We start from the raw sequence: 21,456 nt of genomic DNA, 5'->3' as shown, positions 1-21,456 counted from the left end.
CGCCCAGCACCCCGCCCCCCGACCCGCCCGAGCCCGAGCCCGATCCCCGACTCACCCGAGGAAGCGCCATGTCCGCTGACCGTCCCGCCGGCCGGAGTCCGAACCCGGTCTCCGGCGGGCACCTGGGAACCCGCCACATCCTCGTCCTGATCGTCGCCGCCGCCGCGCCGCTGTCCGCGATGGTCGGCACCGTCCCGCTGGCCATCGCCTTCGGCACCGGCGCCGGGGTGCCCGCCGCGTTCACCTTCGCCGGGATCACCCTGCTGTGCTTCTCCGTCGGCTTCGCCGTCAGCGCCCGCCGCACCGGCGGCGTCGGCGGCTTCTACGTCTCGGTCGCCGACGGCCTGGGACGCCCGCCGGCCGCCGCGACCGGGTACGTCGCGGTGGTCTCGTACAACTGCGCCACGTTCGGACTCGTCGGCGCGCTGGGCTACTTCACCCACCTCGTCCTGGCCGACCACGGCGTCCACGTGCCCTGGGAGTGGTGCGCGGCGGCCGGCCTGGCGCTCGTCGCGGTGCTCGGCTACCGGGAGATCGCGCTCAGCGCCCGGCTGCTGACGCTGATGATGCTCGGCGAGGTCGGCATCCTGTGCGTGCTGGACATCGCCGTCCTCGTCCGGCACGGCCTCGGGGCGCTGCCGCTGTCGTCCTTCAGCCCCGCGCGGGCGGCCGGCCCCGGACTCGGCGTCACGCTGGCGTTCTGCTTCATCTCCTTCATCGGCTTCGAGTCCGCCGCGCTGTACGGGAAGGAGGCGAAGAACCCGCGCCGCAGCGTGCCGCGCGCCACCTACGGCGCCGTGGTGCTGATCGCCGGCTTCTACGCCCTCACCAGCTGGATCGCGGTCGGCGCGGTCGGCCCCGGCAAGGTCCAGGGCGTCGCCGGCCGGCAGATGGGCGACTTCTTCTTCCGGCTGGGCGGCGACTACCTCGGCGGGGCCGGCGCCACCGTGCTGCAGATCCTGCTGTGCACCAGCCTGCTCGCCGCCTGCCTGGCGCTGCACTGCGCGACCAACCGCTACACCCAGACGCTGGCCGCCGACGGGCTGCTGCCGCGGTCGCTGAGCGCCCTGCACCCCCGGCACGGCTCCCCGCACCGGGCCAGCGTGGTGCAGAACGTGCTGACCGTGCTCGTCGTCGCCGGCTTCGCGGTCGCCGGGCTCGACCCGTACGCGGACCTGACGACCAGCATGCTCGGCCTCGGCACGGTGGGCATCATCGCCCTGCAGGCTATCGCCGCGGCCTCCGTGCTGGGGCTGCGCTTCAAGGGCGGCGGCACCCACTGGTGGCGCGAGGGCGTCGCCCCGGTGCTGGGCTTCGCCGGGCTGCTGGTCTCGTTGTGGCTGGTCATCGCCAACTTCGACATGATCACCGGCAAGCCGGGCACCCTCGTCGCCTACCTGCCCTGGCTGATCCCGGTGGCCGCGGTGGTGGGCGCCGGCTACGCCGGCTGGCTCAGGTCGGCCCACCCGGGGCGCTACCGGGCCCTGGGGCAGATCGAACGCGTCCCGGACCCCGCCCCGCCCGCCGGCCCGGCACCGGCCGCCGCCGCCACCGGCGCGACCGCCACCGCCCCCGGTGCCCCCGGCTCGCCGGTCCACGACCGCTGACCCCCGCGAAGGAGACTCGTGCACGACATACGGGAACTGATCGCGCCGGAGACCGAAGCGGTACGCCGGCTCAAGCGCCGCGGATACGACCTCGACATCGGCGCGGTCACCGCCGCGCACGGGCGCAGGACCGCGGCCCAGGCGGAGGTCACCCGCCTGCGGACCGAACTGAAGGCCGTCTCCCGCACCCGGCCCGCACCCGCGGCCGGTGCCGGGACGGCGGACGGCGGGGCGCCGGCCGACCGGGAGGCGCTCCGCGAGCTGCGCCGCGCCGTCCAGGCCGCCGAGGCCCGGGCGCGGACCGCCGAGGAGGAGACGGCCGCCCTGATGCTGGGCGTGCCCAACATCCCGCTGGACAGCGTGCCCGACGGGAGCACCGAACAGGATGCCGTTCAGCTGCGGTGCGGCGGCCCGCCGGTCCGCGAGATCCCCGGCGGCGCCCGCCACCACGCCGAGATCGGCGAACGTCTTGGCATCCTGGACACCGCCCGGGCGGCCCGGCTCTCCGGTGCCCGCTTCAGCGTCAGCCGGGGCGCCGGCGCCCGGCTGGAACGGGCGCTGGCTTCGTTCCTGCTCGATCTCCACACCGGTGAGCACGGCTACACCGAGTACTGCGTCCCGTTCCTGGTCAACCGGGAGACCATGACCGGCACCGGTCAACTACCCAAGTTCGAGGAGGACTTGTTCGCCACCCGGGTGGGGGAGCGCGAGCTGTTCCTCATCCCCACCGCCGAGGTCCCGCTGACCAACCTGGTGGCCGGGGAGGTGCTCGACGCCAAGGACCTCCCGCTGGCCCTCACCGCCCACACCCCGTGCTTCCGCGCCGAGGCCGGCAGCCACGGCAGGGACACCCGCGGCCTGCTGCGGCTGCACCAGTTCGAGAAGGTGGAACTGGTCCGGATCTGCGCCTCGCCGCAGGACGCCCGCCAGCAGATGGAGCTGATGGTGGGGCACGCCGAGGAGTGCCTGCGCCGGCTGGAACTGCCGTACCGCGTGGTGCTGCTCCCGGCCGGGGACATGGGCTTCTCCGCCCGGGCGACCTACGACATCGAGGTCTGGCTCCCGGGCAGCGCGGCCTACCGGGAGATCTCCTCGGTCTCCGACTGCGGCACCTTCCAGGCCCGCAGGGCCGGGATACGCCAACGCGCCGAGCGGAACCGCAAGACCCCGGTGTGCACGCTCAACGGCTCCGCCCTGCCCATCGGCCGGACGGTGGCCGCGCTGCTGGAGAACGGGCTGCGCGCCGACGGGAGCGTGGTGCTGCCGGACGCGCTGGTGCCGTACACCGGGTTCCGGGTGATCACGCCGGGCGGCCGTACCGGAGCGTGACGGCGGCGGATGCCCGCCGGCCGGACGCGGGCGGCGCGGGCCCCGCGCCGGGTGCGTCCTTGCGGCCCTTGCGCCGCCGGGCGCGCCGGTGCGGCCCTGCGCCGTCCGACCCGGGGCCGGACGGCCGGTGCCGTCGACCGGGCCGGGCCCCGGCCGGGGCGCGCGTGCGGCGGGCCGGCGGGCCGGCCGCACGGCGCCGGGGGTGCGCGGGCGGCCGCCGCGTCACGCGGAGCGCAGCACGCCGGTCACGTCGCCGGCGGGCGCCAGGGCCGTGTCGTGCGAGAGGATCGCGTGCTCCAGCCCCCGCAGTTCCCGGGACGGCTGTACCCCGAGTTCCTCCGACAGCCGCCGCCACATGCGCCGGTAGATCTCCAGCGCGTCGGCCTGTCTGCCGGCCCGGTAGAGCGCGAGCATCAGGTGCTTGCAAAACCGTTCCCGCAGGGGGTTGCCGATGTGCGCCTCGGTCAGTTCCACCAGGATGGCGTCATGTCGCCCGAGCGCCAGTTCGGCGTCGAAGAGCAGTTCCATGGCCCGCAGCCGGATCTCCTCGTACCGCGCGGCCGCCAGCTGACAGATCGGCCCGGCCGGCAGCGCGCCGAAGACCTCGCCGCGCCACAGCGCCAGCACCTCGCGCAGCAGCTTCGACGCGGCCTCCGGTCCCTCGGCCATCGTCGCGGCGGCCGCCTTGACGCCCTCGGTGAACCGCACGGCGTCCAGCTCGCCGGACTCCACGGTCAGCCAGTAGCCGGAGGGGCGCAGCACCAACCGCTGCTGCCTGCGCTCCGGCTCCAGCGCGCGCAGCCGGCGCCGGACCCGGCTGACGTGTGCCTGCAGGGCGTTGGCCTGGTTGTCCGGAGCGTGGTCGCCCCACATCTCCTCGGCGAGCGTCTCCGCCGGGATGGGCCGGCCCTCGCTGACCAGAAGTGTCTGCACCAGCACGCGTTCAAGATCACCGCAGATCTCGACAGCTTCGTCGCCCGCGCAGATCTGTAACGCTCCGAGTACCGAGAAGTTCAGCACACCGTTCTCCTTGCCGTTGTGGAGTGGAAACGGAGACAGGCATCATCGGCGAGCAGGGCCGGGCGGGTCCTGGAACCGCGGAACAGCACGCGCGGCGGGGTACGCGTGCCCTTGTCGCGTCCGGAGGGGAGGAGCGGCCGGCCCGAGAGGAAGATTACAACGCCGATCATCTGTGCGAAGGAAACTGCGCAAGGGCGGAGGTTCTTTTCGGTCGGGGCGGCGGTTCACTCGGAACCCGCCCATTCGGCCGTCGATTCCCCGATTCCCTCGGCGATGATTTTGCCTTGGTCGCGCGTTCGATAAACCAGGAACCCCCCATGCGTGGCGCGATCCTTGCTGCCGCCGTCCGGAAACGGTCTGTCGGGAAGATCAAGAGCGGGGCGCGGCGCGATTCTTTCTTTCCGGGCCGCCCGGTGACGTCGGCTTTTCGTCCGGCGCGCGTCTTCGGACGTGCGGACGGGCCGGGACCGCGGTCCCGGCCCGAATGCCCCGCACTCGGGTGCGTCAGCCGCCGGCCGGCCGTTCGCGGGCCAGCAGTTCGGCCAGCAGCCGCGAGTGGCCCGGCACGTGCTCCTGCGCCCGCACCTCGATCAGGTCGCCCCAGCGCAGCCCCTCCTGGAAGATCTGCTCGCTGTCGTGGTCCACCAGCCGCACCGTGACGGCGATGTCGGCGGCCTCCTGCGGGATCGCCCGCAGCAGCCGCAGCAGTGTCCGCATCTCCTGCCGCACGGCGGTCACCCGCTCCGCGTGGCTGGTGCCGGCTATGAGGTTGCCCAGGACCGTGCGCGACATGGCGTCGCCGTTGTCCAGTTGTGCCAGGTCCCCGGCCAGGACCTGGCGGGCGACCAGTACCAGGGCGCGGTCGGCGAGGAAGACATGGGCCAGGGTCAGGTCGATCTGTGCCTGCACCCGCGTACTCAGCGGACCCGACGCGGTGATCGATTGGACGACGGCCAGGAACTCCTCGTAGGCGTCGGCGAGTTGCCCGGTCTTCACATGAGCCTCCGAGACGGAGAAGCGGACGGCGCGGGACAGGACGGGACGGTATCGCGGCAGGCGGACCGCCTGATCCCCGGGCCGCTCCGGCGGCTGCCCCGGACTGGCCCCCGCCGGGGCATTCGATAGTGGAGACTCGCACCCCCACCTCCCAGTTCCTGCTGATAAGGCGGGAGCAACAGTGAATTGCGAGGTGTAATCTCAGCGAGATCAAAGTTATCGACTGACCGACAGTCAGTCAACAGACCATACTCCGCCGAATGTCTGAATTTAGCTTTCCGTACCGCAGCGGCGGCCGTGGAAGGAACGAGAGACAGGGGACACCGTGACGTCGGGGCGACGTAAGCGGGTCAGTAAGGATCCTGAAGCGCGACGGGGCGATATCCTGCGGGCCGCCCGGAATGTGTTCGATGCGACCGGGTTCACCGAGACCAGAATCGCGGACATCACCGAAGCGGCCGGTATCGCGAAGGGCACTTTCTATCTGCATTTCAGGACAAAGGAACACGTACTGGGTGCGTTATGGAGCCAGTACCTCGACGAGTTCTACCTCAGCGCCGAGCGCATCCTGGCCCGGGGTCAGGAATGGTGGTCGACCATCGACGAACTCCTGGCGACCCTGGTCCGGCACGTGATAGCGCATGCGGAACTGCGCCGGCTGGTCTACGGGACGACCGACGCACGGGTCGCGGAGGTCTGCGCGGCGTCCAACGAGCGACTGATGACGACCCTGTCGGGGTTCATCGCCGAAGGCGCAGCCCAGGGGGCGGTGCACGCGGAGCAGCCCGAGTGGGTCTTCTCGATGGTCTACCACGGCGCCGAGCGGCTGCTGGACAACCTGATCTCGACCGGCGACCGCATCGACGGCGAACAGGTCCTGCGCTGCGTCCTGGACCTCGCCCACCGCGCGCTGGGCGGGCCGCCGCTGCCGGAAGCGGCGGGCCGCTGACCGCGCCCGGTACCCGGGCCGGCATTTCTCCGCCGACCCGGCACACCGCGAAACGGCGGCGCCCCGGCGGACTCCGAGAAGGCAGTCCGCCGGGGCGCCGCTGACGCTGCGGAGAGGGCAGGATTTGAACCTGCGTGGGTTCTGTTGAACCCGGCCTGGGTTTCCCCTGGTCCCCGATTGGCCGCTCCGGGCACCTCTCCTTGGTGTGCGGCCGGTGTGCGGCCGCTGCGGAGAGGGCAGGATTCGAACCTGCGTGGGTTCTGTTGAACCCGGCCTGGGTTTCCCCTGGTCCCCGATTGGCCGCTCCGGGCACCTCTCCTTGGTGTGCGGCCGGTGTGCGGCCGCTGCGGAGAGGGCAGGATTTGAACCTGCGTGGGTTCTGTTGAACCCGGCCTGGGTTTCCCCTGGTCCCCGATTGGCCGCTCCGGGCACCTCTCCTTGGTGTGCGGCTGGTGTGCGGCCGCTGCGGAGAGGGCAGGATTTGAACCTGCGTGGGTTCTGTTGAACCCGGCCTGGGTTTCCCCTGGTCCCCGATTGGCCGCTCCGGGCACCTCTCCTTGGTGCGCGGCTGGTGTGCGGCCGCTGCGGAGAGGGCAGGATTTGAACCTGCGTGGGTTCTGTTGAACCCGGCCCGGGTTTCCCCGGGCCCCCGATAAACCGCTCCGGGCACCTCTCCGTGTTTCCGGCCCGGTCTCCCGTGCCGTTCACAAGGACAACATTGCCAGGGGGTTCTGACACACCGCTGACGTGTTGCTGACGCCTGTTCTCCCTTCCGTTCCCTGCCGGTCGGTGCTCTAATTTCTCGTCGTAATTCCTTTCGAGAAAGGATCGACTGTGTCTGTCATATCGACCGAAGATCCAATTCTGCGAGCCATCAGCGGGCACACCCGGGCGGAGAACCCCAGTTCCTTCCTGGCGCTCAACAGCGGAAATCTCACCTTCACCGCGCCCGGCCTCGACGGCGTGATCGTCTACCGCCGCACCGGCAGGTTCGCCGTGCAGTTCGGCGGTCCCTTCGCCGACGCCGGCGACTACGACGCGCTGCTGACCCGCTTCCTCGACCACCTGCGGGAGCAGGAACTGCGGCTGGTCGGAGTCCAGTTGCAGCGCCAGGACGCGGACGCCTACGCGCGCCGCGGCTTCACCGTCAACCAGATCGGCGCGTCCTGGGCGGTCCGGGTGCCGGAACTGACGCTGCGCGGAACCCGTTTCATGCAGTTGCGCAACAAGATCTCCCGCGCGCTGCGCAACGGGCTCCAGGTGACCGAGGTCGACGCGGACTCCTGCGGCGACGCGCTGGCCGCCATCGACGGCGCGTGGCTCGGCTCCAAGGGCGGAGCGCCGCAACTGGAGTTCCTGGTGGGCCAGATCGGCGGACCGGCCCAGGCGCTGCGCCGGCTGTTCGTCGGGACGATCGACGGCGCCCCGGTCGGCTACATCTCCTACTCACCGGTGTACGGCACCCGCACCGGCTGGATGCACGACCTGAGCCGGCGGATACCCGAAGGCTCGCCCGGCCTGATGGAGGCGATCAACGCCCACGCCATCGAGGTGTTCCGCGGCGAGGGCGTGGAGTGGCTGCATTTCGGCTTCACCCCGTTCACCGGCCTGAGCGAGGAGAACGAACTCCCGTCCCACAGCCCGTCGTTCCAGTGGCTGATGCACTTTCTGTGGGCCGAGGGGGCCGCGCTGTACCCGGCGCAGACCCAGCTGGCGTACAAGCAGAAGTGGGCGCCCGATCTGCTGATCCCGGAGTACGTCGCCTTCCAGGGCGGGCCCTCACTGGCCGGCTTCGCCCACATCTTCCGTGCCTGCAAGGCGTTCTGACCTTTCCGTGCGGCCGGCCGCGAAGCGCACCTCTCGCGGCGTCCCGTATCCCCGCGCATCGAAATCCTGGATCGGAGGAGATCACTGTGAGCGAACTGAATCTCAGCACGGACGCATTGCGGCACTCGCTGGTGGAACTGCTCATGGGCATCATCGGCAGTCCCGACGACGAGGAGCTCGCGCGGACCGCGGACCGGGCGGTGCTCTCGCTCGACGAGCGGCTGGCCGGCGAGGCCCGGACCGCCACCGCCTGAATCAGTGGGATATCAGCGCCATGAAGGAAGCTGGGCCGTGCGGCCGCGTCACGACGCGTCCCGCGTACGGGATTCCGCGACCGGACCGCGCTTCGGGCGAATCCGCACCCGCCCCGCACCGCCGTGGCCGCCCACGGCCGCCGGCCCGCCCGCGACGGCCCGGCCCGGCGTCCGTCATCGCCCCTTCCGCACCGCCCCGTCAACGTCCCGATCGCGCCGAGGAGAACGCACATGCAAACCCCGCATGTCCCGCCCGTAACGCAGAAACCGGGCGCGTCCGCCACGTTCGCCGAACTGCTGAAAAGGGTCAAGGCCGAGGGGCTGCTCGACCTGGCACCGCGGTACTACGTCGGCCGGCTGACCCTGAACACGGCGCTGCTGGTGGCCGGTCTGGTGACGTTCTTCGCCCTCGGCGACAGCCGGTGGCAGCTGCTGGTGGCCCTGTGGATGGGGCTGTGCGGCGCGCAGAGCGCCTTCATGTGGCACGACGCCGGACACAAGGCGATGTTCCGCGACAAGCGACTGGCCTCCGCCGTCGGCTACTTCCACGCGAACTTCGTCAACGGTGTCAGCTTCGGGTGGTGGGTCAACCACCACAACCGGCACCACAGCAATCCCAACCACCTCGACATGGACCCCGACATCGGGCGCCGGACCGCGATCTTCGACCTCAAGCAGTACGCCGCCCGGCGCGGGGTGAAGCGGTTCATCGTCCGCTACCAGTCCACCTTGTTCTTCGTGCTGCTGGTGCTGGAATCCCTGAAGATGCACAAGACCGCGGTGAAGGCCCTCACCGGCGGGCAGGCCAAGCGGCGCGTGCTGGAGACCACCTTGCTGCTGGCGCGCGCGGTGCTCTACCTCGGCGCCGTCTTCACCGTGCTCCCGCCGCTGTTCGGCGTGGTGTTCATCCTGGTGCAACAGGCATCCCTCGGCGTCTACTTCGGCCTCATCTTCGCCCCGAACCACAAGGGGATGCAGATCCGCGACGGTGAGGAGGAGACCCTCGACTGGCTGGAGCGGCAGGTCCTCACCTCGCGCAACATCCGGCCCTCGCTGGTCATCGACTTCCTCTACGGCGGCCTGAACTACCAGGTCGAACACCACCTCTTCCCGGCGATGCCGCAGAAGAACCTGGCCAGGGCCCGGGTGCTGACCCGCGCCTACTGCGCCGAGCGCGGCATCCCCTACCACGAGGTCGGCTTCTGGGCCTCGTACCGCGAGGTCGCCCGGTACCTGCACAAGGTGAGCGCGCCGATCCGGCGCGGCGAGGTCGGCAAGCGCCCCCAGCCGGTCGGGTGACCCGTACCGGTCCCGGCCCGTCGGCCGGCGCGGCCGGGCCGCGGGCCGGCCCCGCCGGCCGGTGCGCCGCGGTCACCGCCCCGGCAGGGGCCCGAAGAGGAAGAACCGAGTCCCCATGTCCCGGACCACCGTGACCGTGCGGCCCCCGATGGCGTTCGCCGCGATCGCCGACCGGCTGGACCGGATGCCGATCACCCCGATGCACCGGCGGCTGACCGCCGTCATCGGGGTGGGGCTGCTCTTCGACACCTACGAGAACAACCTGTCCGGCACCATCTCCAAGGTCCTCCAGGGCGATTTCAGCTTCGGGGGCACCACCTTGAAGCTGGTCATCGCCTCCGCGTTCCTGGGCCAGTTCGTCGGCGCGATCGTGCTCGGCCGGCTGGCCGACCGGATCGGGCGCCGCAGGGCGTTCCTGGCCAACCTGGCGCTGTACTCCGGCTTCTCGCTGCTGGGAGCCTTCGCGCCGAACGCCGGCTGGCTGATCGCCACCCGCTTCCTGGCCGGCGTCGGTATCGGCGCCGAGCAGACGCTGTCCGACTGCTACCTGGCGGACGTCCTGCCGGCCTCGCAACGCGGCAGGTTCACCTCGTGGGCCTACACCCTGGCCTACTGCGGGGTCCCGGTGGTGGGGTTCGCGGCGCTGTGGCTGGTCCCGCTGACGCCGCTGGGGATCGCGGGCTGGCGCTGGCTGTTCGTCATCGGCTCCGCCGGGTCGGCGCTGGTGTGGATCCGGCGCCGGCGACTGATCGAATCGCCGCGCTGGCTGGCCTCCCGCGGCCGTATCGCGGAGGCGGAACGGCTGCTGGAGCGGATGGAGGGTTCGGCGGCGGACCGCGGGCGGCCCGAGCCGGCCGCTGCCGCCGCACCGGTTGCCCCTGCACCGATTGCCCCCGCACCGGCAGCGGTCACGCCAGCCGCCCTCACGCCGGCCGTCCCCGTACCGGCCGTCCCCGTACCGGCCGCCCCCGTACCGGCCACCCCCGCCCCGGATGCCGCCGCCGGCGCGGCGGCGCAGCCCCGGCCGGGGCTGCGGCTGATCTTCGAACCGGAGTACCGGCGCCGGACCGCGGTCCTGTGGGCGGTGTGCGTGCTGTCGGTGGTCGGCTACTACGGATTCGGCTCCCTGGCCCCGCTGATCCTGGCCGCCAAGGGCTACGGCATCGTCCAGGGGCTCGGGTACACCGCCTTGTCCTTCCTGGGCTATCCGGTCGGCTCCGCCCTCACCCTGCCGCTGGTCGACCGGGTCGAGCGGCGGGTCCTGATCGCGGTCTCCGCCTGCCTGATGACCGCCCTGGGGATGGGCTTCGCCCTGGTCCACTCCTCGTTGTGGCTGATCGCCTGCGGTTTCGGCTACACGCTGGTCAGCAACGTCTTCTCCAACGGCTCGCACGTGTACATGGCCGAGCAGTACCCCACCTCGATCCGCTCGACCGCCGCGGGCCTGGCCTACTCCCTGTCCAAACTGAGCGCCGGCGTCCTGCCCTTCGCGCTGCTGCCCGTCCTCACCACCTACGGCGCGGGCCCGGCGCTGGCCCTGGTCGGCGCCGCGATGGCCCTGCTGGCCCTGCTGGTCGCGACCTTGGCCCCCCGCTCCACCGGCACGCCGGTGGACGCCGCCCCCCGCTGAGGAACCCCGGCGCCGCCGCCCGCACCGCCCGGCGAACGCCGCCGGCCCGCACCGCCCGCCCACCCGGAACGCCCGCACCGCCCGCCGACCCGGAACGCCCGCACCGCGCTCGGCGGTGCGGGCGTTGCGGGTGCGCCGGCTCAGGCGGCGGCGGACGGCTCCGGTCCGTTCCCGCGCGGCATCAGCTGGACGAGGAGTGCCACGACCAGTTGCAGCCCCACCAGCACCGTGAGGCAGACGCCGAACGCGCCCGGGGTGTCGGCCGGACGCACCTGGTCGCCCACCGACTGGAAGAAGATGCCGCCGATCACCGCGGTGCCCACGGTGACGCCGATCTCCTGGGCGGTGGAGAGCACCCCGGAGGCGGCCGCGGCGTGTTCGGGGGCGATCGGCGCGAGCACGAGGGAGGACAACGGCGCCATCACCGCGCCCATGCCGAACCCGGCGACCAGCAAGGGCGCGATCAGCCAGCCGACCGAACCGTGAAGGCCGGTGCCCGGAACCACCACGGCCAGCACCGCGTACCCGGCCGCGACCAGCAGCGCGCCCACGGCCGGCGTCTGGCGTCCCCACCGGGCGACCAGCTTGCCGGCGAGGCTGCTGGCCAGGAAGAAGCCGGCGCCCATCGGCAGGTAGAGCAGGCCGGAGCCGAGCGGGCTCAGACCGCGGCCCTGCTGGAGGTAGAGGGACAGCACCAGGAAGCACGAGCCCATCGTGGCGTAGTAGCAGACCATGCCCAGCAGGCCGACGGAGAAGGCGCGTTCGCGGAAGAGCGAGGTGTGCACCAGGGGGGAGCCGCCGCGGGTGCTGCGCCGGTGCTGCTGCCGCGCGAAGACGGCCAGCAGCGGAACGGCGGCCACCAGCAGCACCACCGACCAGGCGGGCCAGCCGAGTTCGCGGCCCTCGGTCAGCGGCAGCACGATCGCCAGCAGGCCGACGGCCACCAGGAGGGTGCCGGCCAGGTCGAGCCGGGCGCGTTGCCCGCCGCGCGACTCGGGCACGACGCGGGGCACGAGGACCGCGGCGGCCAGGCCGATCGGCACGTTGACCAGGAAGATGGTGCGCCAGCCCAGGCCGGCGGGGTTGGCCACGATCAGCACGCCGCCGATGAGCTGCCCGAAGACCGCGGCCACCCCGATGGCCAGCCCGTAGACGTTGAAGGCGACCGCCCGGCGCCGACCTTCGTAGACGGTGCCGAGGATGGCCAGCACCTGCGGGGTGACCAGGGAGGCCGCCACCCCCTGGAAGACCCGGGCCGCGATGAGTTCGCCCGGGTTGTGGGCCAGGCCGGCGCAGGCCGAGGCCACGGTGAACAGCGAGATGCCGGTGACGAAGATCCGCCGGCGGCCGTAGAGGTCGCCCATCCGGCCCGAGGTGATCATGAGGGTGGCCAGCGGGAGCCCGTAGCCGGCCAGCACCAGCTGGACCGCTACGGAGTCGGCGTGCAGGCTCCCGCGGATGTCGGGGATCGCCACGTTCACGATGAAGAAGTCCAGAACGGTGATGAAGGTCCCGAGCGACACCAGGATCAGCGGGCCCCATCCCGGTCCGGCGCCCGGCGCGGTCTCCCGCGCCGCGGTCGTCCCCGCGGCGGTCGTCTCCTCAGTGGCCATGAAAACCCTCCGTTGGCGCGGAGCGACGCCGCGTCGGACATGTGTCGGAGAGGTGGATTGTTGCCGACTCCCGGCCGGTTGTCGACCGATTCGGTGAAATGGCATATTCGTTGGCGCGATATCGGCTGCGGGGGGTTTCCGTCAGTGCGGTATCAGCCCGGCGTCAGCCCGGTATCAGCGGGACGACAAGGATGGTGCCCCCCTGCACTCGCCCGTCGATACCGATCAGTTCCGGCTACCGCGAGGATGAAGAATGAGTGAGACCACCGCGCCTCCCGCAGCGTGGCCGCTTGCCCGTGCCTGTCCGATGCTGCCGCCCCCCGCCCTCGCCGAGTTCCGGGAGGGCCCGCCGCGCACGGTCTCGCTGCGCGGCGGACAGTCCGCCTGGCTGATCACCCGACACGAGGACGTCCGCCGGGCGCTGGCCGAGCCCGGCCTCAGCGTGGACGACCAGCACCCCAACTTCCCCAACCGCCTGCTGTTCCCCGTTCCCCCTCGGGCCGTTTCCTTCTGGCGGATGGACGAGCCAGAACACGGCGCCCACCGCAGGATGATCGCCCCCGAATTCACCGCCTACCGCACCCAGGAAATGCGCCCCGCCATTATGGCGGCGGCGGAGGAGCTGATCGACGCGCTGGAGGCCGGCGAGAAACCTGCCGATATGCACGCGGGTTTCACACTGGCACTGCCGTGCATCGTCATCGCACGGATCTTCGGTGTTCCCGACGAGGATATGAAGGAATTCAAGAAGAACACCGGCGCACTGCTCAACCAGGGCGAGCCGCAGGCCGCCTTCGACGCGTTCGTCGCCACGACCCGCTACCTCGACCAGCTGGCCACCGCGCGGGAACGCGAGCCCCGCGACGACCTGCTCAGCAGACTCGCCACCCGGTACGTGCGCACCGGCGAGCTGTCGCACGACGACTTCGTCGCCATGGTGCGGCTGATGCTCGTCGCGGGCCACGAGACGACGGCCAACCAGCTCGCGCTCAGCATCCTCACCCTGCTCGACCGGCCCGACGTGCTCGCCGAACTGCGCGAGGACCCCCGACTGCTCACCCCCGTCACCGACGAACTGCTGCGGTACTGGTCGATCGCGCAGGACAACGTGGTCCGGGTGGCCGCCGAGGACCTGGACATCGGCGGCGCCGCGATCGCCGCGGGAGACGCGGTCCTGCTGTCCATCCCCGCCGCCGACCACGACGAGCGGGCCTTCCCGCACCCGGCCGACTTCGACATCCACCGGGACAACACCCGCCACCTGGCGTTCGGTCACGGCCCGCACTTCTGCCCGGGCGGCCCGCTGGCCAGGACCGAGCTGGAGATCACCATCGAGACGGTCTTCCGGCGGCTGCCCGGCCTGCGGCTCGCCGTCGACCGCGACCGGCTGCCGTTCCGCACCGACTCGCTCGTGCACGGCCTCAGCGCCCTGCCGGTGACCTGGTGAGGAACCGCCCCGCCGGTTCGGCGGCCCCGCGGCGGGCGTACCGGCGCGATCGGCGCGCCCGCCGGGCGTGAACCGGCCGGGAACCCTCCCGGCCCCGCCCGGCCGTGCGGCCGGGCACCCCACGAGCAGGACGGAGGCAGGACCATCAGAATCGGAATCGCGACTGTAGGCAGCCGGGGTGACTTCGAACCCTACGTGGCGCTGGCGCACGCACTGATCGGCGCGGGCCACGAGGTCTCCCTCGCCGCCCCCACCGACGCGGTCGCGCTGGCGGCCGGCGTCGACGCCAAGTTCACCGAGATCGACCTGGAGGTGCGTGCCGTCTTCCGTTCCGAGCAGGGCCGGCGCTGGCTCGCGGCGGGCGACGTGGACGCCTACCTCCAGGGCATCGCCGCGATGATGTCGGGGGCCGCGGACAGCATCGCCCGCACGGTGCTGGCGGTGGCCGGCGAGTGCGACCTGCTGGTCACCGGCGTGAACACCGAGGACTACGGGCTCGCCGTCTCCCAGGCGCACGGCATCCCCGTCGTGCTCGGCCACCTCACCCCGTGGCTGATGACCGACGAGTTCCCGCAGCCGCTGACCCCGCAGGCGGTACCGCCGGGCGTACCGGAGCGGGAGTACCACCGCGAGACCCACCGGATGGCCGAGGAGATCTACTGGGCCGGCAAGAAGGACGACGTCAACGCCTTCCGCGCGGGCCTGGGCCTGGAGCCCGCGCCGAGCGCCGCCCTGACCTGGACGTGCGACCTGGGGCTGCCCACCCTCCAGGCGTTCAGCACCGAGGTCGTGCCGCGTCCCCGGGAATGGGGGCGGGAGAACCTCGTGACCGGCTTCTGGCGGCTGCCGGCCGAGGTGCGCCGCCGGGTCGGTGAGGCCGACGTCCCCGACGGGCTGGCCGACTGGCTCGCCGCCGGGCCGCCGCCGGTCTTCCTCGGCTTCGGCAGCATGCCGGTGCTGGACCCGGCGCGGGTGCTGGAGCTGGTGGTGGCCGCCGCCGCACGCACCGGGCTGCGGCTGCTGGTCGGCGCCGGCTGGTCGGACCTGACCGGTCTGGGGGAACTGCCCGACACCGTTCGGCTGGTGGGCGAGATCGACCACGACTGGCTCTTCCCCCAGGTGCGGGCCGTGGTCCACCACGGCGGCGCCGGCACCACGGCCGCCGGACTCACCGCCGGGCGGCCGACCTGGATCAGCACCGTCTTCAGCGACCAGCCGTTCTGGGGCGACCGCGTCACCCGGCTCGGCGTCGGCGGCTGCGGGCGCTACCTCGATCTCGACCTCGACCACCTGACGTACGCGCTGGGCGAGATCACCACGGACGCGGTGGCGGCCCGGGCCGCCGCCCTCGGCGAGCGACTGCGCCGGGAGGACGGCCTGGCGGCCGCGGTCCGCGCCCTGACCGGCCCCACCCGCTGAGACCGCGCGGTTCCCGCCCGGCCGCCGGGCGGGAACCGCGGCCCGCCCATTCCCGCAGCGCTTCGACCCGCCGGCCACCGACGCGCCCGCCGCCGGGCGCCCGCCGCGGGAGAACCGCGGACCAAGGAGCGATCCCGGCATGCGCCCTGCCCACAGCTACCTCGACACCATCCTCGACGCGGCACGCGACCGGCACCAGGACGCGGACCGGCTGCTGCTGGACCGGTACGAGCCGATCGCGATCGTCGGGATCGGGCTCAAGTTTCCCGGCGGCTGCGAATCCCTCGACGACTTCGACGCGTTCCTGCGCGAGGGCCGCTCCGGCATCCGGCCGATACCCGAGGACCGCTGGGACGTGGCGGCCTTCACACCGGACCCCGACCACCCGGACGAGCGGGGGAAGATCCGCACGAGCGGCGGGGGATTCCTCGACCGCGTCGACCTGTTCGACGCGCCGTTCTTCAAGATCTCCCCCAAGGAGGCCCAGTACATCGATCCCCAGCAGCGCATGGTGCTGGAGACGGCGTGGCAGGCCCTGGAGCACGCCAGGCTGGACCCCGCCGCGCTGCGCGGCGGGAACGGCTCGGTGTACATCGGCGCCAGTTCCATCGACTACGCCCTGGAACTGGACGCGTTGCCCTACGAGGAACTGGACGGCCACCTGGCGGCCGGCATCACCATGTTCCCGCTGTCGGGCCGGCTGTCGTACTTCCTGGGCTGGCGCGGTCCGAGCGTCAGCGTCGACACCGCCTGCTCCTCCTCGCTCGCCGCCCTCCACATGGCGGTACAGGCGCTGCGCGGCGGGGAGACGGACCTGGCCCTGTGCGGCGGGGTCAACGCGCTGCACCATCCGCGGATCCCGGTGATGTTCTCCGACGCCAACATGCTGGCGCCGGACGGCAGGTGCAAGACGTTCGACGACTCCGCCGACGGGTACGCCCGCGCCGAGGGGTGCGGTGTCATCGTCCTCAAGCGCCTGTCGGACGCCACCCGGGACGGCGACGAGGTCCTCGCCCTCGTGCGGGGCACCGCCGTCGGCCAGGACGGGCAGAGCGCCGGCCTGACCGCGCCCAACGGGCCCGCCCAGGAGCGGGTGCTGCGGGCCGCGTTGCGTGCGGCCCTGCTGGAACCCGGCGACATCCAGTACGTGGAGGCCCACGGCACCGGCACGCCGCTGGGCGACCCGATCGAACTCGGCGCCATCAACGACGTGTTCGGCGCCTCCCACACCAAGGAGGAACCGCTCGTCGTCGGTTCGGCGAAGACCAACCTCGGGCACATGGAGCCCGCCTCCGGCATCGTCGGCGTCGTCAAGTCGGTGCTGCAGATCCGCTCCTCGACGATCTACCCCCACCTCAACTTCACCACGCCGTCCGGCCGCATCCCGTGGCAGCTGTACCCGGTGCGGGTGCCCACCGCCTGCGAGCCGTGGAAGGCGCCCACCCGGCGGGCCGTCGTCAACAGCTTCGGGTTCGCCGGCACCATCGCCGCCGCCGTGCTGGAGGAACCGCCGCAGCCGCTCCCCACCCCGGCCCCGGCGCCGGGGACGGCCCCGCCCGCCGTGCTCACCCTCTCCGCGGCCAGCCCCGCGGCGCTGCGCGGGCAGATCGAACGCTACCGGGCCCACCTCGCCGCGCGTCCGCAGACCGACCCGGACGCCTTCTGCGCGACCGCGAACCTCGGCCGCAGCCACTTTCCGTACCGGATCGCCGCCCCGGTCGCCGACAGCGCGCAGCTACGGGCGTTCCTGGACCGGGAGGCGGAACGGCCGGACCGGGAGGCACCCGCCGGGGCGCGCAAGGTGGCCTTCCTGTTCAGCGGCCAGGGCGCCCAGTACCCGGGCATGGCGGCCGGTCTCTACGCGCGCTTTCCGGTCTTCCGCGAGCAGGTGGACGCCTGCGAGGCGCTCTTCGCACCGGCGCTGGGGCGTTCGGTGCGCGATCTGCTGCTGGGCACGGCCGCCGACGGTGAGGAGATCCACCGCACCCGTTGCACCCAGCCGGCGCTGTTCACCCTGGAGTACGCGCTGGCCCGGCTGTGGATGTCCTGGGGGGTGACGCCGCTGGCGCTGATCGGCCACAGCATCGGCGAGGTGGTCGCGGCCACCGTGGCCGGCGTCTTCTCCCTCCCCGACGCCGTCACCCTGGTCGCCGCCCGCGGCCGGCTGATGCAGTCGGTCACCGCCGCCGGCGGCATGGTCGCGGTGTCGGCGCCCGCCGAGGAGGTGCTGCCCCTGCTGGCCGGCCGCGCGGACCTGGCCCTGGCCGCGGTGAACGCGCCGGACCAGTGCGTCGTCTCCGGCGCCCGGGCCCCGCTGGCCGAGGTCGTCGCCGAACTGGGGGAACGCGGCGTCCGGACCGAGGCGCTGACCGTCTCGCACGCCTTCCACTCGCCACTGATGCGGGAGGTCTTCGACGACTTCCGCGCCGCCATCGAACACATCGAGTTCCACGACCCCTCGCTCACCCTGCTGTCCAACGTCACCGGCCGTCGCGTGCGGCGCGGCGAGGTGGACAACCCCGACTACTGGGTGCGCCACATCGGCGCACCGGTGCGGTTCCTGGACGCGGTTCGCACCCTGGCCGCGCGCAAACGGCACGCCTTCGTCGAGATCGGCCCCTCCTCCGCGCTCACCGCCCTCGCGCAGCGCTGCCTCGACCCCGCCGACCACGTGTGGCTGACCAGCTTGAGCCGGCGCGGCGACGGGGTGTCGACCCTGCTGCGCAACCTGGCCGCGTACTACACCGCGGGACTCACCGTGGACTGGAAGGGCTACCACGGCACGCGTCCGGCGCTCACCGACATCCCCACCTACGCCTTCCACCGCAAGCGCCACTGGCTGCCCGTCAAGGCCGCCGCCCTGCGCGGCACCGGCACCGGACCGGCGCACCACCCCGTACTCGGAACCGAGATGACGGACGGCGAACAGGCCCCGGGCGTACGCGAGTTCAGCTGTGCGCTGGTGGCGGCCGACACCCCTCCGCTGCTGGCCCACCGCACCCCGGACGGTTCCGTCCTGCCGGCGGCGGCCCTGGTCGACGCGCTCCTGGCGCTCCAGGACACGGTGCACGGCCACCCGGCGGGAGGCGTGCGCGACCTGCGACTGCACCGGCCGGTCCCGCTGCCGGAGGACGAAGCCGTGACCCTGCGCACCCGGCTCACCCCGGTGGCCGAGGGGTACGCGGTGGAGATCACCAGCGACGGGGACGGCCAGCGGGTGCGGCACGCCGACGCCGTGCTGCCGTCCCGGGCCGGCACGAAACCGGTCACCGCCGGCGGTTGGGCCGCTGCGGACGCTGCCGGTGGTTGGGCCGCTGCGGATGCCGCTGGCGGTTGGTCGGCTGCGGATGCCGCCGGCGGTTGGGCCGCTGCGGATGCCGCCGGAGGCCGGTCCGCCACCGACACCGCCGGCGGCCTTGAGCGGGTCGGCGCCGAACGGATCGGCGCCGACGACCTCTACGACGACCTCGTGGGCGCGGGGGTCGACGTGGCCGCCTCCTACCGGGTCGTGCGGGAGCTGGTGCGTCACCCGGGGGGAGCGGCGCGGGCCGAACTGAGCGGCGGCCGCCTGTCGCTGGTGGAACACCTGCCCGCGGAGATCCTGGAGGGGGCGCTCACCGCGCTCGCCGCGCACGACGCGGACGGGCCCGCCCTCACCCTCGCCTCCGCCCGCAGCGTGCGGCTGGTACGCAAGCCGCGCGGCGACCGGCTCACCGTGCTGCTGCGCCCCGGCACGCCGGACGGTACGGATCTGCTGCTGCTGGACGGCGACGCCCCGGTGGCGGAACTGCTGGGCGTGCGCCTGGCCCCGGTGCAGCCCCCGGCCGAGCGGCGCAGGCTGACGCACCGTACGCGCTGGCTGCGCCGCGCCGCCGCGCCGGCCGCCGTCGCACGGCCGCGTCACGCCCTGGTCGTGCACGGCGCGGACGACGCGTACGAGGCGCTCGCGTCGGCGGCCCGGCTCGCCGGGCACCGGGTAGGGCGGGTGACCGGCGCCGACGAGCTGGCGCAGGCCCTGCGGGACCGGTCGGTGACGGACGTCTGCTGGCTGTGGCGGCCCGCGGGCGGCGCGATGTCGGCCGGGCGGCTGCGCCGCGAGAGCGAGCTGAACTACCGTGACCTGCCGGCCCTGGTCACCGCCCTGGGCCGGGCGCCGGGCGCGCCCCGGCTGTGGCTGGTCACCTCAGGCGCCCAGTGGCTGCCCGGCGATCCCCCCGGGCCGGCCGACGCGCTCGCCGCCGCCACGCTGTGGGGCTTCGGGCCGGTGGTCCTGGCCGAGTACCCGCGCCTGCGGGCGACCGTCGTCGACCTCGGCCCCGGCGAGGGACCCGGGGGGCTGCTCGCGGAGTGGGCCGCCGACGGCGGGGACGACCACCGGATCGCCTACCGCGGCGGGGTGCGCCACGTCCAGCGGCTGCTCGCCGGTGACACCACCCCGGCCTGGGACGGCGACTTCGCGGTCCACGCGTCCGCCGACGGTACGGGGGCCGCGGTCCGTCCCGCCGGACCGGCCCCCGCCCCCGCGGGCGGCGAGGTGCGGATCGCGGTGTCCGCCGCGGCGGTCACGGCACGCGACGCCCGGCCGCCGTGCGCGGGGGAGGAGGACCCGGACGGTGCGGACGGCCCCGTGCTCGGCTCCGCTGCGGCCGGCAGCGTCACCGCGGCGGGTGCCGCCTCCGGCTTCGCGGTGGGCGACCGGGTGCTGGTGCGGGCCGGCGGCACCCTGCGGTCCACGGTGACCGTCCCCGCCGACGCCGTCTCGCCGCTCGCGGACGGCACCGATCCCGTGCGGGCGGTCGCGTCCGGTGGCGCCCCGCTCGCCGTACTCGGCCTGGACGAGGCCGACGAGGCGCTGGCCCTGCTCGCGGACGCGCCGGCGGACGCCGCGGTGGTGGTCCGCACGACGGGCGGCGCCGACCCCGAACCGGCGGCGGCGGGAACCGCGCGACGCCCGCCGGTGCGCATCCGGCCCGACCGTACGTACCTGGTCACCGGCGGCCTGGGCGGCCTGGGCCTGGCCACCGCCCAGTGGCTGGCCGACCGCGGCGCCCGGCACATCGCCCTGCTCGGCCGCACCGGCCGGGCGGCCCCCGAGTCGCGGGAGGCCCTGGCGCGGCTCTCGCGGCGGGCGCAGGTGACGATCCTGCGCGGTGACGTCGGCGACGCCGGCGACGTCGGGCGGATCACCGGGGAACTGCTCGCCGCCGACCACCCGGTCGGCGGTGTGGTGCACGCCGCCGGTGCCCTCGGGGCGGCGCTGATCCCCCAGCTGGACTGGGCGGCGATCGACGGGCAGTTCGCCGCCAAGGTCTACGGCGGCTGGCTGCTGCACGAGGCGAGCGCGGCCTTCGAGGAGCTCGACTTCTTCGTCTGCTACTCGTCGATCTCCTCGATGATGGTGGTGCCCAACGCCACCCACGCCCACTACGCGGCGTCCAGCGCCTTCCTCGACGCGCTCGCCGGCTGGCGGGCACGCCGCGGCCTGCCGGCGCTCGCCGTCAACTGGGGTGCCTGGTCGCGGGTCGGCATGTCGGCCCGGCTGGACGACCGGCTCGTCGAGGAGGTCCGGCGCGGCGGCCTGTTCCACCTCACCCCGACCCGGGCCCTGCGCGCGCTCGGTGAGCTGCTGGAACGGCCCGTGGTCCAGCGGATGGTGGGCGACGTCGACTGGGGCCGGTTCACGGCCACCACGCCGGTCCCCGACGCCCTGTACGAGCGGCTGGCCCGGGCCGGCGCCGCCACCGGTGACGCGGGAGGCCCGGCCCTGGACCTGGACGCCCTCCTCGCCGAGGAGCGGCCCCGCCGGCTCGCCCTCATCGCGGACGTGGTGGCCGACCGGGTCGCGGCCACCCTGCACATGGCGGCCGACGACGAACTCGACCGTTCCGCCGAGTTCGTCTCACTCGGGCTGGACTCGCTGATGGCGGTCACCGTGCGCGGTGCCCTGGAGGCGGTCTTCCGGGTGCCCCTGCCCGCCTCCCTGGCCTTCGACTTCCCCTCGGTCCGCCACCTCAGCGCCCACCTGGACGCTCTGCTGGTACCGGCCCCGGACCAGACCGCCTGACG

General features: G+C 73.2%; 13 protein-coding genes and 5 tRNA genes. 10 read left to right on the top strand and 8 right to left on the bottom strand.

Going from position 1 to position 21,456, the window contains the following annotated elements; translation table 11 throughout:
* Positions 1-68 precede the first annotated feature (68 nt).
* Entirely contained in the window at positions 69-1,607 is a 1,539-nt protein-coding gene (locus POF43_RS27255) for an APC family permease (RefSeq protein ID WP_282704805.1), read from the top strand.
* Positions 1,608-1,625: 18 nt separating this feature from the next.
* Positions 1,626-2,936 (top strand): serine--tRNA ligase, encoded by a 1,311-nt coding sequence (gene serS / locus POF43_RS27250; protein WP_271324206.1) that lies wholly within the window; start codon positions 1,626-1,628, stop codon positions 2,934-2,936.
* Positions 2,937-3,158: 222 nt separating this feature from the next.
* Here the strand turns inward: serS and POF43_RS27245 are convergent, their stop codons facing one another.
* Positions 3,159-3,956, bottom strand: a complete 798-nt coding sequence (locus POF43_RS27245; protein WP_271315843.1) for an AfsR/SARP family transcriptional regulator — start codon at positions 3,954-3,956, stop codon at positions 3,159-3,161.
* A 504-nt stretch (positions 3,957-4,460) separates the two neighbouring features.
* Complete coding sequence (locus POF43_RS27240; protein WP_271315842.1) at positions 4,461-4,952, bottom strand: hypothetical protein; 492 nt, start codon at positions 4,950-4,952, stop codon at positions 4,461-4,463.
* A 325-nt stretch (positions 4,953-5,277) separates the two neighbouring features.
* On the opposite strand from POF43_RS27240, the gene POF43_RS27235 reads away from it, so the two are divergent.
* Entirely contained in the window at positions 5,278-5,901 is a 624-nt protein-coding gene (locus POF43_RS27235; protein ID WP_271315841.1) for a TetR/AcrR family transcriptional regulator, read from the top strand.
* Between the two features lie 109 nt (positions 5,902-6,010).
* Here POF43_RS27235 and POF43_RS27230 read toward each other — a convergent pair.
* From POF43_RS27230 to POF43_RS27210, 5 genes are all read right to left on the bottom strand, one after another.
* Positions 6,011-6,101 (bottom strand) — tRNA-OTHER (locus tag POF43_RS27230).
* 28 nt (positions 6,102-6,129) lie between these two features.
* Positions 6,130-6,220 (bottom strand) — tRNA-OTHER (locus tag POF43_RS27225).
* A 28-nt stretch (positions 6,221-6,248) separates the two neighbouring features.
* A tRNA-OTHER gene (locus tag POF43_RS27220) sits at positions 6,249-6,339 on the bottom strand.
* 28 nt (positions 6,340-6,367) lie between these two features.
* Positions 6,368-6,458, bottom strand: a tRNA-OTHER gene (locus tag POF43_RS27215).
* Between the two features lie 28 nt (positions 6,459-6,486).
* Positions 6,487-6,577: transfer RNA gene (locus tag POF43_RS27210), tRNA-Phe, on the bottom strand.
* A gap of 158 nt (positions 6,578-6,735) precedes the next feature.
* On the opposite strand from POF43_RS27210, the gene POF43_RS27205 reads away from it, so the two are divergent.
* The 4 genes from POF43_RS27205 to POF43_RS27190 all read left to right on the top strand — a co-directional run bounded on the left by POF43_RS27205 (position 6,736) and on the right by POF43_RS27190 (position 10,911).
* Positions 6,736-7,728, top strand: coding sequence for a DUF2156 domain-containing protein (locus POF43_RS27205; RefSeq protein ID WP_271315840.1), 993 nt, complete (start codon positions 6,736-6,738; stop codon positions 7,726-7,728).
* Positions 7,729-7,814: 86 nt separating this feature from the next.
* The gene (locus POF43_RS27200) at positions 7,815-7,982 is read left to right on the top strand and encodes a hypothetical protein (protein ID WP_271315839.1); all 168 of its coding nucleotides are present in this window, start codon (positions 7,815-7,817) and stop codon (positions 7,980-7,982) included.
* A 231-nt stretch (positions 7,983-8,213) separates the two neighbouring features.
* The gene (locus POF43_RS27195) at positions 8,214-9,281 is read left to right on the top strand and encodes a fatty acid desaturase family protein (protein ID WP_271315838.1); all 1,068 of its coding nucleotides are present in this window, start codon (positions 8,214-8,216) and stop codon (positions 9,279-9,281) included.
* Between the two features lie 115 nt (positions 9,282-9,396).
* Complete coding sequence (locus POF43_RS27190; RefSeq protein WP_282704804.1) at positions 9,397-10,911, top strand: MFS transporter; 1,515 nt, start codon at positions 9,397-9,399, stop codon at positions 10,909-10,911.
* Between the two features lie 140 nt (positions 10,912-11,051).
* Here POF43_RS27190 and POF43_RS27185 read toward each other — a convergent pair whose 3' ends face one another.
* Positions 11,052-12,524, bottom strand: a complete 1,473-nt coding sequence (locus tag POF43_RS27185) for an MFS transporter (protein WP_271323674.1) — start codon at positions 12,522-12,524, stop codon at positions 11,052-11,054.
* 253 nt (positions 12,525-12,777) lie between these two features.
* Between POF43_RS27185 and POF43_RS27180 the strand changes: the two genes are divergently transcribed.
* From POF43_RS27180 to POF43_RS27170, 3 genes are all read left to right on the top strand, one after another.
* Entirely contained in the window at positions 12,778-13,971 is a 1,194-nt protein-coding gene (locus tag POF43_RS27180; RefSeq protein ID WP_271323673.1) for a cytochrome P450, read from the top strand.
* A gap of 48 nt (positions 13,972-14,019) precedes the next feature.
* Positions 14,020-15,390: a glycosyltransferase gene (locus tag POF43_RS27175; RefSeq protein WP_308217771.1), complete on the top strand. Its 1,371-nt coding sequence runs from the start codon at positions 14,020-14,022 to the stop codon at positions 15,388-15,390.
* A gap of 139 nt (positions 15,391-15,529) precedes the next feature.
* Positions 15,530-21,454, top strand: a complete 5,925-nt coding sequence (locus POF43_RS27170; RefSeq protein ID WP_271323672.1) for a type I polyketide synthase — start codon at positions 15,530-15,532, stop codon at positions 21,452-21,454.
* Positions 21,455-21,456 lie beyond the last annotated feature (2 nt).

The organism is Streptantibioticus silvisoli (genome assembly GCF_027947535.2).
GTDB classification, from domain to species: domain Bacteria; phylum Actinomycetota; class Actinomycetes; order Streptomycetales; family Streptomycetaceae; genus Streptantibioticus_C; species Streptantibioticus_C silvisoli.
The sequence above is the reverse complement of the archived record's forward strand: the minus strand, read 5'-3'. Positions and strand labels throughout refer to the sequence as shown.